The sequence below is a fragment of the Sneathiella litorea genome, assembly GCF_009882915.1.
GTDB lineage: Bacteria > Pseudomonadota > Alphaproteobacteria > Sneathiellales > Sneathiellaceae > Sneathiella > Sneathiella litorea.
In genome coordinates this window covers 1,124,854-1,139,516 of record NZ_WTUW01000002.1, presented here as the reverse complement: position 1 = coordinate 1,139,516, position 14,663 = coordinate 1,124,854, and the positions used below count along the sequence as shown (strand labels likewise).

Annotated in this window: 12 protein-coding genes; 7 read left to right on the top strand and 5 right to left on the bottom strand. The window is 50.0% G+C overall.

The window, feature by feature from the left end:
* Nucleotides 1–44: 44 nt before the first annotated feature.
* Genes xdhC through uraH form a run of 4 tightly spaced genes read right to left on the bottom strand, consistent with a single transcriptional unit; the run spans nucleotide 45 to nucleotide 5,322 of the window.
* Nucleotides 45–1,106 carry a xanthine dehydrogenase accessory protein XdhC gene (xdhC, locus tag GQE98_RS11885; RefSeq protein ID WP_161315846.1) on the bottom strand — a complete coding sequence of 354 codons (1,062 nt, stop codon included), beginning with the start codon at nucleotides 1,104–1,106 and terminating at the stop codon, nucleotides 45–47.
* Nucleotides 1,103–3,457: a xanthine dehydrogenase molybdopterin binding subunit gene (xdhB, locus tag GQE98_RS11880; RefSeq protein WP_161315845.1), complete on the bottom strand. Its 2,355-nt coding sequence runs from the start codon at nucleotides 3,455–3,457 to the stop codon at nucleotides 1,103–1,105. Before xdhB ends, xdhC begins: the two co-directional genes overlap by 4 nt.
* Nucleotides 3,450–4,916, bottom strand: a complete 1,467-nt coding sequence (xdhA, locus tag GQE98_RS11875; RefSeq protein ID WP_161315844.1) for a xanthine dehydrogenase small subunit — start codon at nucleotides 4,914–4,916, stop codon at nucleotides 3,450–3,452. The genes xdhB and xdhA overlap by 8 nt, the downstream gene beginning before the upstream one ends.
* Before the next feature lie 52 nt (nucleotides 4,917–4,968).
* Entirely contained in the window at nucleotides 4,969–5,322 is a 354-nt protein-coding gene (gene uraH, locus GQE98_RS11870; protein ID WP_161315843.1) for a hydroxyisourate hydrolase, read from the bottom strand.
* 164 nt (nucleotides 5,323–5,486) lie between these two features.
* Between uraH and GQE98_RS11865 the strand changes: the two genes are divergently transcribed.
* The 5 genes from GQE98_RS11865 to GQE98_RS11845 are packed head-to-tail and all read left to right on the top strand — an operon-like array spanning nucleotide 5,487 to nucleotide 9,209.
* Nucleotides 5,487–6,242 (top strand): GntR family transcriptional regulator, encoded by a 756-nt coding sequence (locus GQE98_RS11865; RefSeq protein WP_161315842.1) that lies wholly within the window; start codon nucleotides 5,487–5,489, stop codon nucleotides 6,240–6,242.
* Nucleotides 6,239–7,171 (top strand): allantoinase PuuE, encoded by a 933-nt coding sequence (gene puuE / locus GQE98_RS11860; RefSeq protein WP_161315841.1) that lies wholly within the window; start codon nucleotides 6,239–6,241, stop codon nucleotides 7,169–7,171. Before GQE98_RS11865 ends, puuE begins: the two co-directional genes overlap by 4 nt.
* Nucleotides 7,168–7,680 carry a 2-oxo-4-hydroxy-4-carboxy-5-ureidoimidazoline decarboxylase gene (gene uraD, locus GQE98_RS11855; protein WP_161315840.1) on the top strand — a complete coding sequence of 171 codons (513 nt, stop codon included), beginning with the start codon at nucleotides 7,168–7,170 and terminating at the stop codon, nucleotides 7,678–7,680. The genes puuE and uraD overlap by 4 nt, the downstream gene beginning before the upstream one ends.
* 30 nt (nucleotides 7,681–7,710) lie before the next feature.
* Nucleotides 7,711–8,718, top strand: coding sequence for an allantoicase (alc, locus tag GQE98_RS11850; RefSeq protein WP_161315839.1), 1,008 nt, complete (start codon nucleotides 7,711–7,713; stop codon nucleotides 8,716–8,718).
* 2 nt (nucleotides 8,719–8,720) lie between these two features.
* Nucleotides 8,721–9,209: an ureidoglycolate lyase gene (locus tag GQE98_RS11845; protein ID WP_161315838.1), complete on the top strand. Its 489-nt coding sequence runs from the start codon at nucleotides 8,721–8,723 to the stop codon at nucleotides 9,207–9,209.
* Here the strand turns inward: GQE98_RS11845 and GQE98_RS11840 are convergent.
* Nucleotides 9,204–9,950, bottom strand: a complete 747-nt coding sequence (locus tag GQE98_RS11840; RefSeq protein WP_161315837.1) for a GNAT family N-acetyltransferase — start codon at nucleotides 9,948–9,950, stop codon at nucleotides 9,204–9,206. The genes GQE98_RS11845 and GQE98_RS11840 overlap by 6 nt on opposite strands.
* 61 nt (nucleotides 9,951–10,011) lie before the next feature.
* Here GQE98_RS11840 and GQE98_RS11835 point away from each other — a divergent pair, with 61 nt between their 5' ends.
* Entirely contained in the window at nucleotides 10,012–12,135 is a 2,124-nt protein-coding gene (locus GQE98_RS11835) for an efflux RND transporter permease subunit (protein WP_161315836.1), read from the top strand.
* The gene (gene hrpB / locus GQE98_RS11830) at nucleotides 12,132–14,651 is read left to right on the top strand and encodes an ATP-dependent helicase HrpB (protein WP_161315835.1); all 2,520 of its coding nucleotides are present in this window, start codon (nucleotides 12,132–12,134) and stop codon (nucleotides 14,649–14,651) included. Before GQE98_RS11835 ends, hrpB begins: the two co-directional genes overlap by 4 nt.
* Nucleotides 14,652–14,663: the final 12 nt, after the last annotated feature.

Sequence of the window (14,663 nt, the reverse complement as noted above, 5' to 3'; positions counted from 1 at the left end):
TACTGTGCCATCTTCTGTCGTTGTCGCTATCTGGTAAAGCTTTTTCAGGGCGAGTTTTGGATTTCACTCCAATCGTCCGGCACTTTACTGTCTCTGGAATTATAATGACGACGTAAAAGATCCGTCGCGACACTTAGCGCAATTTCCGCAGGACGTTTTCCATTTAGCTCCGGCAACCCAATCGGGCAGGTTAATCGGGCAATGACGGAAGTGTCGACTCTTCTTGTCGCTAATCGCTTCTCAAACCTAACCTTTTTTGTTCTTGAGCCAATGAGGCCGATAAAGGCAGCATGTTTTCTTGTTGTTAGCAGTTTCTCGCATATTTCCAGATCAAGCTGATGGCTATGCGTCATCACGAGAAAATAGCTGTCCGTCGGGCTGTCGGCTACCGCGCTGACGGGGCTGTCCGTTACAATGATTTTTACATTTGCAGAAACTTTATCCGGGAATTCGATTTCGCGGGAATCAATCCACGAAATCTTGCACGGAAGCGAAGAGAGGACCGTGACCAGAGCTCTTCCAACATGGCCGGCTCCGAAAACTGTGACATGAAATTCAGCTTCTTGAAGGGATTGAACCAGTGTAAAGGTCTTGTCGGTTGTTTTCCCACTCTCGATGATTTCTGTGCCGGGTAAGGTAAATCTCCGTTCTATTGCCGTTTGCAGCGGTTTATCGAGGTAAAGCAAACTATCTGTTTCACAGATTATCTGGTGACGACACTCAGACTGGGACCAATGAAACAAAAGAACGGAATTCTTATCTGTACACTTTAACCGGTTAACTATAGATCGGGCTTCATTTTCCTGGAATTTGTTCAGGAGTAGTTCAACATAGCCACCACAACATTGTGCAAGTTCAGGGCCCAGCGGCAATTCATGTATTCCAACTGACTTGTCCGCATCGTTAAGGAGACTACGGGCCTCGCTGATGGCCAGATGCTCAAGCCGTCCGCCACCGATTGTACCAAAGCAGTTCGTTGCCGTGATTAGCATATTTGCGCCAGTTTCGCGCGGTGTTGAACCCTTGATGCGGCCGACCGTAACCAGAATGGCAGGGCCATCCTGACCTGCATCATAGGCGTTGACTATCTCAGACCAATTACTCATTGCGCTGCTTCCGTCACCCTGTTCGACCGAGCAGATTCAGTTATCTTCTGTATAGACATCAGGATCTGTTCCGGTGTGGCCGGCGCGTTAAGTTCCGGGTATAGGCGATAGTCAGCGACGCTGGAGATCGCATCTGCAATGGCATTAAATGCGGAAATGGCGAGCATCAGTGGTGGCTCGCCGACAGCCTTGGATCGGAAAATGGTTTCCTCCACATTTTCACCGCGCTCAAAAATCTTCATATTGAACACTGCCGGGCGATCGCTACAGGCGGGAATTTTATATGTGGAAGGTGCGTGAGTTTTCAGGATTCCGTTGGAATCATAATAAAGCTCTTCCGTTGTCAGCCATCCCATCCCCTGTATATATCCCCCTTCGATCTGACCAAGGTCGACCGCAGGATTCAGACTCTTGCCCGCATCATGAAGAATATCGACGGCCACGACCTTGTTCTCACCAGTCAAGGTATCGATCAACACTTCCGATACAGCAGCACCATAGGCGAAATAATAGAAGGGACGTCCGCTAAAGGTTTCCGCGTCATAGTGAATTTTAGGCGTGCGATAGTAGCCGGTGGCGGAAAGGGAGATCCGGTTCATATAGGCCAATTGCACCAGATCCCTGAAAGCAACCACCTGTTTTCCAATTCGGATACGGTTCGGCAGAAAAGTGATTTCTGACGTTTTGGTGCCATAATACTTGGCTGCAAATTGAATTAGTCTTTCCTTGATGGCGATGGCGGCAGCCTCCGCCGCTTTCCCGTTTATGTCTGCCCCGGATGAGGCGGCGGTTGCAGAGGTGTTTGGCACTTTGTCAGTCCGGGTTGCGGTAATTTTGACCCGCTCTATGTCAATTTGCAGGATCTCGGCAACCACCTGGGCAACCTTGATATAGAGGCCCTGGCCCATTTCAGTTCCGCCGTGATTGAGCATGACGCTGCCATCCGTATAGACATGAAGCAGTGCACCCGCCTGATTAAGGTGACTAGCAGTGAAAGAAATGCCGAATTTTACGGGCGTGAGGGCAATTCCTTTTTTAAGATAAGGGCTTGTTTCGTTAAAAGCGCGAATAGATTTCCGGCGAGCGGCATAGTTAGAGCTGTTCTCGAGCTCGGCTATGATCTCTGGCGCAATATTATCCTCAACCGTCATTTGGTAGGGGGTTATATTGCGGGGCTTCTTGCCGTAGAGATTCTTCTTGCGTACTTCAAGAGGGTCTTTACCAAGGTAGCAGGCGATGGCATCCATCATTCGCTCTGGCGCCAGCATCCCTTGTGGCCCACCAAAACCGCGGAAAGCAGTATTGGATACGGTATGTGTTTTGCACCGGTGGGAGATTATGGTGATGTTCTTAAAGTAATAACAATTGTCTGCATGGAACATTGCCCGATCATTTATGGAGGCGGACAAATCTGCAGATCTTCCACAACGGGAGGCAAAGATAAATTCGGCGCCACTGACACGCCCGTCATCATCAAAACCCATCTCGACCATAACAACAAAATCATGCCGCTTGCCGGTCATGATCATGTCATCGTCTCGGTCGAGACGGACTTTGGCGGGTCTGCCGGTTAGTTTTGTGGCGAGGCTGGCCATCGCCGCAAACCAGGCGCCTTGAGTCTCTTTTCCCCCAAAACCGCCCCCCATGCGTCGCACCTCAACCGTAACCGAATGATCTGGCAAATCGAGGAATTTCGCGACATTATGTTGGACCTCCGTTGGGTGCTGGGTAGAGGAGTAAACAAAAATATCACCGTCTTCACCGGGGAGTGAGAGAGCAATTTGGCCTTCCAGATAGAAATGGTCCTGGCCCCCGATTTCAAATCGTTGTGTGAGTTGATGTTTTGCTTTTTTAATCGCCGCCCGTGCATCGCCGCGGCGAATTTCCCGAGTAGGCAGGACGAAGGAATTCGCGGCCATTGCCTCTTCGACTGTCACAATGGCGGGCAATTCCTCATATTCAACAACGGCAAGTTTTGCCGCACTGCGCGCTTGTTCGAGGGTTTCTGCGGCGACGGCAAAAAGCGCTTGCCCCGCATATTCGACAATATCTTCTGCGAATACGGGATCGTCGCCTGCAATGGGAGAGGCATCGTTACCCCCGGGCACATCATTGGCTGTCAGGACGACAACAACACCCGGCGCGCTCCGAACGGCCGATACATCCAGTTTCAAGATTTTCGCGTGGGCTTTCTCGCTCTGCGCAACATACAGATGAAGGAGGTCTCTCGGTTCTGCTATATCGTCGATATACAGGGCTTCACCGGCCGCCTGTTTTGCCGCACTGTCGTGGTGTCTGGGGGAGTGAGCAGCCCCGCGGATGGTATTTCGGCTGAGGGGCGGGTTACGCATTGGCAAGCCCTCTTTCGCCAACTATCCGGGTTGGAATTTCCGGCGTCGTCGTTTCAATATAGAATTTCCGGAGCAAATTCTGCGCGGTTAGCATTCGGTAGCGCTGGCTTGCCCGCATGTCCGAGAGCGGCTGAAAATCCTCTTCCATACGGGATAGGGCATTTGATATCGTTGAGTCTGTCCATGACTTTCCGGTGATCGCCTTTTCGGTTTTGCTCGCACGTTTGGGTGTGCCGGCCATACCGCCATAGCAAATACGGATATCTTCGACCTTTCCTGCCTTAAGTGTGAGGTTAAAGGCGGCGCAGACAGCCGAAATATCCTGATCAAAGCGCTTGGAGATTTTATAGGTCGCGAATTGACTTTCCGCCTTCGGAAACGGCAAATAAACGGCCTCGACGAACTCCCCCTGTCTCAAATCCTGTTTGCCATACTCAATAAAAAATTCTTCAAGTGGTAATTCTCTTGGACCGTCTTTTGACCTTAAATGCAGGCGTGCATCCAGAGAAATCAGCGCAGGAGGTGTATCCCCGATCGGTGAACCATTGGCAATATTTCCGCCAATAGTGCCGCTGTTGCGGATTTGGGTGGATGCAATGCGGCGGATCAACTCGCCAAAGTCGGGATAGAGTTCTGCAAGAGGGGCCCAGGCGTCACTATAGGTCACTCCAGCACCGATCTTCAGCCCATTGTCCTGTTTTTCAATATTCTTCAGGTCCTGAATTTGACCAAGATAGATAATCGTCGCTAAATCGCGATGTTGCTTGGTAACCCAGAGGCCAACATCTGTTGCACCTGCAAGAAGTGTCGCATCCGGGTAATCCAGGAGTATGTCGGTTAATTCATCAATTGTTTTTGGTGCAAAATAGGATCGTCCCTGCCAAGTCAGGCGAAGCCCGGAGTCTTTCTGAAGAACCTCAAGCAGGGCAATAGATTTGGCTTCCTGTTCGTGAAAACTATCTCTAACCCCTGATTGAGCAACACTCATGGCCGCATCGATGATAGTCCCGTACCCGGTACAGCGACATAGATTTCCCGCCAACACATTGTCGATATGTGCTCTATCGGCTATGCGATCTGAATGCATTTCGGCAAAGAGGGACATAACAAAGCCCGGCGTACAGAAGCCACATTGGGTGCCATTGGCATCGACCATAGCCTGTTGCACCGGATGCAGTTTGCCATCCTTTAACTTCAGATCTTCAACGGTAATAAGCTCCTTGCCGTCGAGTGTCGGCAGAAACTGAATGCAGGCGTTAACAGCTTGATATCGAACTTTATCGTTTGCCAATTCACCCAACACGACGGTACAGGCGCCGCAGTCCCCTTCGGCGCATCCTTCTTTTGTGCCCGTCAGCGCTTGTTCATAGCGGAGATAATTGAGCACGGTCGTTGTCGGGGCAACATTTGCCAGCTCCACAATTTCACCTCGGTGAACATATTTTATCGTTTGGCGCATGGGCGATATCCGTCTTCGTAAGCTGTCGTTGAATTATATCTGCCCATTTTCCTTAACTCCCCCGATATGTGGAATAGCCATAAGGCGAGATGAGGAGGGGGACATGATAATGTTCATTTGTGTTGGCGATGCCAAAACGTAATACTACTTCGTCGAGAAATTTCGGTTCTGGCAGTGATATTCCCGTGCCTTCAAAATAAGGCCCCACATGGAACAGGAGTTCATACTGACCGCAGGAAAACGCATCGCCTTCAAGAAGTGGACTGGCGCACCGTCCGTCCGCATTGGTGTAGCCGGTAGTGATCAACTTTCGATCATCCGACGTCAGTCGAAATAGATCGATCCGAATGCCTTTTCCCGGAGCTCCGGCAGCGGTATCCAGGACATGTGTTGTCAGTTTACCCATTGCTATCCTTGAAGAATGGCCCTTATCCCAATGGTTCTCGTCAGGAGAACCAAAACTTTGCATGACACAATCTCGATTGTCCACATAATTTATTATTTTTGTATACAATAAAATTATGTATTGTATAAATAAGGCGAGGGAATAAAGAATATTAAGGAATATGCATGAGCCGGACTGCCCCAACAGCCGCTTTAAAGGGAGTCGTAAAAGCTTCCCGAACGACCTCTCAGAATGATAGTATTTATAATGAGATGCTGTCGGCCATTCTCGAGCAAAGGCTCGCGCCAGGCACCAAGCTTTCTGAGGACACATTAGGAGAGATATTCGGCGTTAGTCGGACAGTTATTCGCACTGTTCTCCAGCGGCTTGCCCATGAGAAAATTGTTAGAATACAGCCAAATCGTGGCGCTTTCGTCGCTGAGCCTTCACCGGAAGAGGCACGGGAAGTCATGCAGGCGCGCCGTCTGATAGAAGAAGGGATGATCCGTGACGCGATACGAAATCAGTCGCCGGAGAATATTGGGGAGTTGAGACGTTCTGTGGCAGCCGAACGCCTCAGCTTGGAAAAAGGAGATCATGAGGCCTGGGTCCGATTGTCGGGAGATTTTCATTTGATGTTGGCTGCAGTTGCGGGAAATAAAACGTTGCTGGCCTTCTTGAAAGAACTTGTTTCGCGCACTTCTTTGATCATTGTTCAGTATCAAAAAGGAACCCTTTCCCCATGTAGCTGTGATGAGCATACAGAAATTATTGATGCCATTGTTGCCCGTAATGAAAATCATGCGATTGCATTGATGAAAGCGCATTTAAAGGCATGTGAAGATCAACTCAACCTTTGTGAAAGTGACGAAAAAGCCGATCTTTACTCGATCTTTGCCAAACCAATCAAAGAGGCCGGAAAATCCCGGACGGCGATGTGAGTGAGAACCAGGACTATCCGCGTGACCTGATTGGATATGGTGGTTTGCCGCCCGATCCGAAGTGGCCTGGAAATGCGCGCATTGCCGTTCAGTTTGTCCTGAATTATGAGGAGGGTGGAGAGAACTGCATCCTGCATGGGGACGATGCATCGGAATCCTTTCTGTCCGAGATTATTGGGGCAACCCCGCTTGCTGGTGCGCGGCATATCAGCATGGAATCGATATATGAATATGGCAGTCGCACAGGTGTCTGGCGCTTGCTGAATTTGTTTGAGAAGTATGACGTGCCCCTCACTATTTTTGGTGTTGCCATGGCGTTAGAGCGGAATCCGGACGTTACGCGCGCCTTCATCGACCTTGGCCACGAGATTTGCAGCCATGGCTACCGCTGGATTAACTATCAGGATGTCCCGGAAGCCGTTGAGCGAGCTCATATGCAAAAAGCGATTGAGATTATTGCGCGTATGACTGGCGACCGCCCCTTGGGGTGGTATACGGGACGGACCAGTCCCAATACCCGTCGCCTTGTCGCCGAGGAGGGTGGCTTTCTATATGATGCAGACGCTTATGACGATGATTTGCCCTACTGGATTTATGAGGCGGGGCGCCAGCAACTGATTATCCCATACACGCTTGACGCCAACGACATGCGGTTTGCCTCTCCGCAGGGGTTTAACAGTGGTGACCAGTTCTACACCTATTTGAAGGATAGTTTCGATACTCTCTATGAAGAGGGCGAGACAAGTCCAAAGATGATGTCGATCGGGCTGCATTGCCGCTTGGCTGGGCGTCCAGGGCGTATTGCCGGACTCAAGCGATTTATAGAGTATGTACGCGGGCATGATGCGGTTTGGTTCTGCCGGCGCATAGATATCGCCCGACACTGGCATGATCATCATCCTCCCTCCCAGGAAATATCAAATCCGTGACTTATTTTCGAACATTGCCTAGTAAAATGAACAGTGTTCAATTTCTAGATCAGTATGCTGATGTTTATGAGCACTCTCCATGGGTGGCGGAACGTGCCTGGGCCGCCGGCATATCGGAGAAGCATAACGAGATTGAGGTACTGGCAGGATTGATGGCCCGTATCGTGTTAGAGGCGGACGAAACGGAACAACGGAAACTTATTGAGGCGCATCCGGATCTTGCTGGAAAAGCCGCAATTGAGGGCGGATTGACAGCGGCCTCTACCTCAGAGCAGGAGGGGGCGGGGCTGGATAATTGTACAGCAGAGGAATATGCCGCGTTTCAGGCATATAACGATGCTTACAAGAAAAAATTTGGATTTCCCTTTATTAAGGCGGTCAAGAACAGCAACCGTTTTGAAATCCTGGCCGATTTTAAAGTACGGCTGGAAAACGAGATACAGGAAGAGCTTAAAACGGCGATTGCGGAAATTAATAAGATAGCCCGTTTTCGTCTGGCTGATCTTTAAACAAAGGCTACGATCTATATGGAGATGCGTATGAGTTTGCCAGCAATTGAGACCGCGGGTTTAGCGGATAAATATATTAATCTCGTCTCCCCAAAGCTTGGGGCGGAAGTGATATATGCGACGGATGATTTCTTTGCGGATAAATCTCGTTTAATTGATCCTGCACCACCAATCTTTGTGGCCGATAAGTATGATGAAAACGGGAAATGGATGGATGGCTGGGAAAGTCGGCGCAAGCGGGGGGAAGGTCATGATTACTGTATCATACGTCTGGGGTTACCTGGTGTAATTCAGGGTGTTGACATCGACACCAGCCATTTTACAGGAAATTTCCCACCGTCGGCCTCAATCGACGCGTGCCTTGTAGAGGGCGAGCCGGACGCGAATACGAGTTGGACAGAAATTCTTCCCGCAGTGGGCTTGATGGGTGATCGTCATCATATTCATGCAATTTCAAATGCCCAAACCTGGAGCCATTTACGGCTCAACATCTATCCAGATGGCGGAGTTGCGCGGCTCAGGGTTTACGGGATTGTACAATGCCATTGGGAGACACAGGACCCCGAAGAATTGATTGATTTGGCGGCGCTGGTTAATGGAGGGCGAGGGATCGCCGCAAGTGACCAGCATTATGGCACACCTTCACAAATTCTGGCACCTGGGCGCGGTATTAATATGGGGGATGGCTGGGAAACTCGCCGTCGACGTGAACCTGGAAACGACTGGGCATTAATCACGCTTGGGCATCCGGGTGTGATATCAAAGATTGAAGTCGATACAGCACATTTTAAAGGCAACTTCCCTGATCGCTGCTCAATACTTGGCGCAATGGTTACAGGGGGCACGGAAGAATCGCTTGTAACACAAAGTATGTTCTGGAAAACGCTGCTTCCCGAACAGAAACTTTCTATGGATGCCATTCATACCTTCGAATCGGAACTGGAGAATATCGGTCCGATCAGTCATGTAAGGCTCAATATAATCCCGGATGGCGGAATAAGCAGGTTACGGCTGTTTGGTCATATTGTGAGGTCATAGGTATGCCACTCAAGATCGAACCCTTGACACGTGAGGCATTCGCTCCTTTTGGTGATGTGATTGAGACAGAAGGCGCAGAAAATTTTCCAATCAATAACGGGTCCACCATCCGCTTTCATGATCTTGCAAGTGTTGAGACAGACCTTAATGGGCGGGTCTTGGTGAATATTTTTAGGGCAACTCCGCTCGATTATCCGCTCACCATCCGTTTGGTGGAGCGGCATCCCAAGGGAAGTCAGGCATTTGTCCCTCTCAATAATCGACCTTATCTCGTTTTGGTCGCGCCAAAAGGAGAGACCGTTCGTCCGGAGGATCTACGTGCATTCAAGGCCAACGGGAAACAGGGTGTCAATTATCATGCTGGTGTCTGGCATCATCCTGTACTCGCGCTTAACGAAGTCAGTGATTTTCTGGTTATTGACAGGGGCGGAGAAGGCGCAAATTGTGATGAATTATATTTCGAGGATCAGGATATCACTCTCACTCTATAGCTTGCTGCGATAGTGGTAGCGATAAAGAGATTCGCGAAACCCCACCTGTTTCCAGAATTGCTTACCCATAATATTATCAGTTACGACCTGTAAATAAGCTTGGGTAAGCCCTTGGGTCTTTGCTTTGCTGAGCATATGGCGGGCAATTCGGCCGGCAAATCCTCGCCGCCGGAAATTGGGATGTGTTGCGAATTCAAAAAGCCCGATACAGCGCGATGATTGTACCCCCATGCCGCAGGCAACAATCTCCTTTCCCCGCAAGATCGCGACCGCCTGAATATCAAGATCGATCAAGGATACCATTTCACGAAAGACCGCTTGTTTTTCTTTGTCCTGTCCGGTGAGAGCAGCCACCCCATTCAGCCAAAAATTCTCCTTCGCATCAAAATCGACGACATCGGTATGGGTGCCAGAGACAGGAACTTTATCAAGGTTACATATTCTAACCTCTGTTTCTCCATATAGCCCATAGCTACGCGCGGCAAGAGCTTCATCCAGACCTTCATCAGCGAGCGGTGTCAGGCGAAAATGGCAGGGCTGCCCCTCTTTTGCATAGGCCGTTTCGCAGTGTTTGATTTTTTCGTTCAAAGGGAGTTCGCCAGGAGATACGACATTGACCGAATTTGCGCGGCGTGTATGGTTTCGGGCAAACCGCAATTGCCAGCCATCATAAACATCAGTTCTGAGCGCCGGGATGGCGGAAAGTGAGTGATCCTCTATTTCGGCGATCCGTTGGAGCATGTAATCCTATATTAGCCTGAGATAACCGCTAATATATTGCCACAGGAGAAATGGCCTGCCTATGGGTTCTTTTTTTAAACCGCTTAAGATCCGCCTGATTGCAGCCTGTATATTGGCAATAGCCCTAATCGCCGTGCTGTTCATGCGGTTCGTTGATCTGCGTCCTGAAGTGTCCCCTGATTTCTTTTTTGGCTCGAACGATCCCGAACTTATAGAGTCTGCGAATATTCATGCTCTTTTTCCATCAGATGAATTTCTGATTATCAGTGTTGCTGGACGGGATATTTTTTCCCCTAGATATTATGAGAGGCTTTCCAGCTTTTCAGCAGACATAGAAAAAATTTCAGGTATCCAGCGTCTCGTCAGTGTCGCGAGTGGTCCAGAAGATGTTAAGGCGGCGAGCGAGAGCCCATTTTGGCGGCCCCTGCTGATAAGCGCGGACAGCAGTGCCACCTTGATTATCGCTTTCGTGGAAACGCCGTCACCTCCCGAGTTAATAGCGGAGATAGAAGCGGCAGCGCGGATTTTCAATGACGGTGAGACATTCCACGTTCGTCTTTCAGGAATGCCCTATATCGTTGAGCATATCCGCCGAAGCCTGACAAGCGATCTTAAGATTTTTAGTGTCGTATCCCTTATGATCTTTGCTGGCATATTGTGGATAGTTTTTAGGTCAGTACCAATCGTCCTCGGCGCTAGCCTGAGCGGTATTACGGCTGTTTTCCTGACCTTTCTCGTTCTGCAGGGGATAGGCCAACCGGTTGGTATCCTGACAGCAAATCTTGCGATCATTGTCTATGTCCTAGTCCAGTCTCAAGTCATCTATCTGACAGCAAATTGGCGTAATACCACGACAGCGGATGCACTAGAATCCGTAAAACTTGCTCTATTAGAAACCTATCGAGCGTCCTTCTGGTGTATGGTAACGACCCTGTTGGGGTTCGCGACACTTTTCAATGTGGCGGCAGAACCATTGCGCCAATTGGGGGCAGGAGGAATAGTGGGCGCGATCATGGCGCTTTTGTGCTGCTATCTATTTTATCCCGCTTTTTTACTCTTTTCAAAAAGACAACGAAAAGTAAGAAATACGCCCCATAATGATGGATTAACTAACCTGGCCGGATATTTTCGGCTGGGGATTGGCATCAGTCTGATATTGATCGCCCTTGCTGCCACTCCCGGTTTGTTCCGGCTCAATACTGATCCAAGCCTTCTTTCATATTTTGAAGAAGAGTCTGACCTTTACGAAGGGCTTGCCTTTGTTGATAAAAATGGAGGTAGCAGTCCCTTGAATCTGGTTGTGGGCCTGAAGAATGGGGGGCGCCTTGATAGTGACGTCGGTTATGAAGCTATGTGGCGTTTACATCAAGCACTTGCCAAGGAGCGTGATGTCGGGACGATAATCTCGCTGCCAGCATTATTGGCAGAGGCAAATTCGCATCCACTTGCACTCCTGTTACCGTGGCGGGAAATTGTCAGCCTATTGTCGCTTGGTATCAATGATAAAGTTGCTGATAATTTTCTGAATGAGGACCGGGATCAGGTGCTTTATATTCTCCGCATGAGAGAAACGGGGCGGGAAGAGCCGCGCAATCAGGTGTTGTCCCGGCTCCATGAAACAGTTAAATCGGCTGGATTCGAACCCGTGCTCACGGGCGGTATTTACATGCTGCAGGGACGTCTCTCGGAACTTGTCGCGCGGAGCTTGTTTACCGGAATTGGCACCTTGCTTATACTGTTCGGCATTATTGCCTGGATAGTCAGTCGCAACTGGAAAGTCGCCCTTACGATGACAGGTACGGTTGCGTTGATTCCGGTGACGATACTTGGCGCTGCTGGATGGTGGGCTGTGCCGGTGGATATTATTTCTGCGCCCGCCGTCAGCGTTTGCTTTGGTATTGCGGTTGATGCGTTAATCCATCTGGCGCTGGCGTTCAAGCGTCATGGCTTTCCGCAAAAAGGATTGAGTTCCATCGCGCCGGCATTACGGGAACAATCAATGGGAATAATTGCCTCAAGCGGTATTATCGCGATCGGGTTCATTATATTCTCAGTTTCCACCTTTCCGCCGACAGTCCGGTTTGGAACGGAAATAGTCTTTGGTGCGATCTTTGCCGGTATCGCAGCACTTACCCTGTTTCCATCAATGTTACGGCTGCTTTTGGGGTATACGAGGCGTACATGACCATTGATTTTGCGAAAACCGGTTTGCCCATTGTCGATTGCCTTGGGGAAATATCAGCCGCCTTTGAAAAATCATCAACGGCTATTCTGGAGGCAGCGCCTGGCGCAGGTAAAACTACACTGGTACCGCTTTACCTGCTGCACTCAGGATTGCTAGGTGATCAAAAAATCATCATGTTGGAGCCACGCAGACTGGCCGCCCGTGCCGCCGCCCATCGCATGGCGGCACTGTTGGGAGAAGACGTTGGCCAGACCGTTGGGTACCGCGTGCGCCTTGATAGTAAAGTCAGCCGCCAGACCCGGATTGAAGTGGTGACTGAAGGGATCTTGACCCGTCGCATACAGGCTGACCCCGAACTGGCGGGTGTCGGGCTAGTCATATTCGATGAATTTCATGAACGGAGCCTGCAGACTGATCTGGGGCTTGCTTTCTCCCGGCAGGTGCAGGAGATTTTGCGAGATGATCTAAAGCTTTTGTTGATGTCTGCAACAATTGAAGGGGGGCGCCTTTCAAATGCTTTGGACGGTGCACCGGTTATCAAGAGTGAAGGGCGTCAGTTTCCGGTTGAAACCAGGTTCCTTTCGCGCCCCTCGTCTAAACGGATTGAGCAGACTACTGCGGCGGTTGTTGAGCAGGCATTTCTGGAGGCGGAGGGAGATATTCTTGTATTTCTACCCGGTGTTGGGGAAATTAGCCGGACTCAAAAGCTGTTGTCAGGGTCGCCTATGCTCGCGGAGGCGCAGGTGCTTACTCTCTATGGAAGCTTGCCGCTGCGAGATCAGGATAGAGCTGTCTTGCCTGACATTAAGGGAAGGCGGAAAATAGTTCTCTCAACGGATATAGCGGAAACAAGCCTCACTATCGAAGGTGTAAAGATTGTTATTGATGCCGGACTCGCCCGAAGCCCGGTATTTGATCCAAATAGCGGTATGACGTCACTCGTAACCCGCAAGGTTGCGCGGGCTTCCGCAGATCAGAGAAGGGGAAGATCCGGTCGGCAAGGTCCCGGTGTTTGCTATCGTCTTTGGACTGCGGCAGAGGATCGTGGACTTATTGAATTTGCTTCGCCCGAGATCATGACGGCTGATTTAAGCCCTCTTGTCCTGGAACTTGCCAATTGGGGTATACAGGACGTGTCCGACTTATTCTGGATGGACGCGCCACCACCTGGCCTGATTGCGCAAGGCAAGGATATGCTTCAGGCCCTTGGCGCACTCGATGTCTTGGGGAAAATCACAAATCTGGGGCGGGACATCGTTAAGTTGCCGCTTCATCCAAGGCTCGCTGGTATGGTGTTAAGGGCGCGAAAAATAAATATGGACAGCCTTGCCGTAGATATTGCCGCGTTGCTCTCGGAAAGGGACATTTTGCGCCGTGATCGCGAATTTCCAAACTCCGATATAGGCACGCGTCTGGAACTTCTTGATGAGGCCAGGAAAAGCAGAACGACAAAAAGAGATGGGGGGCCTGTTACGCAGGTTCTGCGTTTAAGAGATGATCTTGCACGGCGCCTTTCAATTAAAATGGGTTCAAAAGAAAATAGTCTGGCTGGTTTGTTACTCGCCTTTGCTTACCCGGATCGTATAGGTGAGTTACGAGAAAGGAGTGAAGTTCAATATCGTTTGTCCGGCGGCCGGGGGGCCCGACTAGGTGAAAATGACAAGCTTAAAAGTGAGCCGTTTCTCGTTGTCGCTGAGTTGGATGGGAAGGGGCGAGATGCCCGAATTGACTTGGCGGCGCCGATATCATTGGAAGATATCGAGACCTATTTTCAACACCAGATTTCCTCCGTGCGTCGCGTCTATTGGGATGAGAAAAAGGAACGAGTGATTGCGGTGAGTGAACGTAAATTGGGCGCAGTCGTTCTGGATCAAAAGCGGATCAAACATCCCGCCCCGGAGGAGATTTCAACGGCGTTGCTAACTGCTATAAAAGGTAAGGAGTTAAAGCCACTGCCATGGAATACTGAAAGTCTTGCATTTCTGGACAGGGTTAAATTCGTAAGGCTTCATGATACTGGCGGTAGATGGCCTGACTTATCAATGTCGGCACTTGAAGAAACCCTTGAAGATTGGCTGTTACCATTTCTTGCGGGCAAGTCTTCGCTCTCGGATTTACAGGAATTAAGTATGCTGGAAATCCTTAAAAGCCGCTTAAGTTGGGAACAGCAGTTGCGTCTTGAAAAGCTTGCGCCGCCTTCAGTGAAAGTGCCGAGCGGATCGCAAATCCGTCTTGATTTCAGTAATCCAGAGAACCCGGTTCTTGCGGTGCGATTACAGGAAGTTTTTGGCCTATACTCGGTGCCGAAATTGGCAGAAGGGCGCGTTCCAGTGTCAATTCATCTTCTCTCCCCGGCGCGACGGCCGGTTCAGATTACGCAGGACCTGGCCAGTTTCTGGCAAAACACCTATGTCGATGTCAAGAAAGACCTAAAGGGGCGTTACCCAAAACATTATTGGCCTGATGATCCTATGCAGGCGGAGGCAACCCATCGCGTGAAACCACGCAAAACTTGAGAGTAACCCGAC

Coding starts and splice junctions, on each gene's coding strand:
- xdhC (WP_161315846.1), bottom strand. CDS start 1,106: ATGAGTAATTGGTCTGAGATAGTCAACGCCTATGATGCAGGTCAGGAT.
- xdhB (WP_161315845.1), bottom strand. CDS start 3,457: ATGCGTAACCCGCCCCTCAGCCGAAATACCATCCGCGGGGCTGCTCAC.
- xdhA (WP_161315844.1), bottom strand. CDS start 4,916: ATGCGCCAAACGATAAAATATGTTCACCGAGGTGAAATTGTGGAGCTG.
- uraH (WP_161315843.1), bottom strand. CDS start 5,322: ATGGGTAAACTGACAACACATGTCCTGGATACCGCTGCCGGAGCTCCG.
- GQE98_RS11865 (WP_161315842.1), top strand. CDS start 5,487: ATGAGCCGGACTGCCCCAACAGCCGCTTTAAAGGGAGTCGTAAAAGCT.
- alc (WP_161315839.1), top strand. CDS start 7,711: ATGAGTTTGCCAGCAATTGAGACCGCGGGTTTAGCGGATAAATATATT.
- GQE98_RS11845 (WP_161315838.1), top strand. CDS start 8,721: ATGCCACTCAAGATCGAACCCTTGACACGTGAGGCATTCGCTCCTTTT.
- GQE98_RS11840 (WP_161315837.1), bottom strand. CDS start 9,950: ATGCTCCAACGGATCGCCGAAATAGAGGATCACTCACTTTCCGCCATC.
- GQE98_RS11835 (WP_161315836.1), top strand. CDS start 10,012: ATGGGTTCTTTTTTTAAACCGCTTAAGATCCGCCTGATTGCAGCCTGT.
- hrpB (WP_161315835.1), top strand. CDS start 12,132: ATGACCATTGATTTTGCGAAAACCGGTTTGCCCATTGTCGATTGCCTT.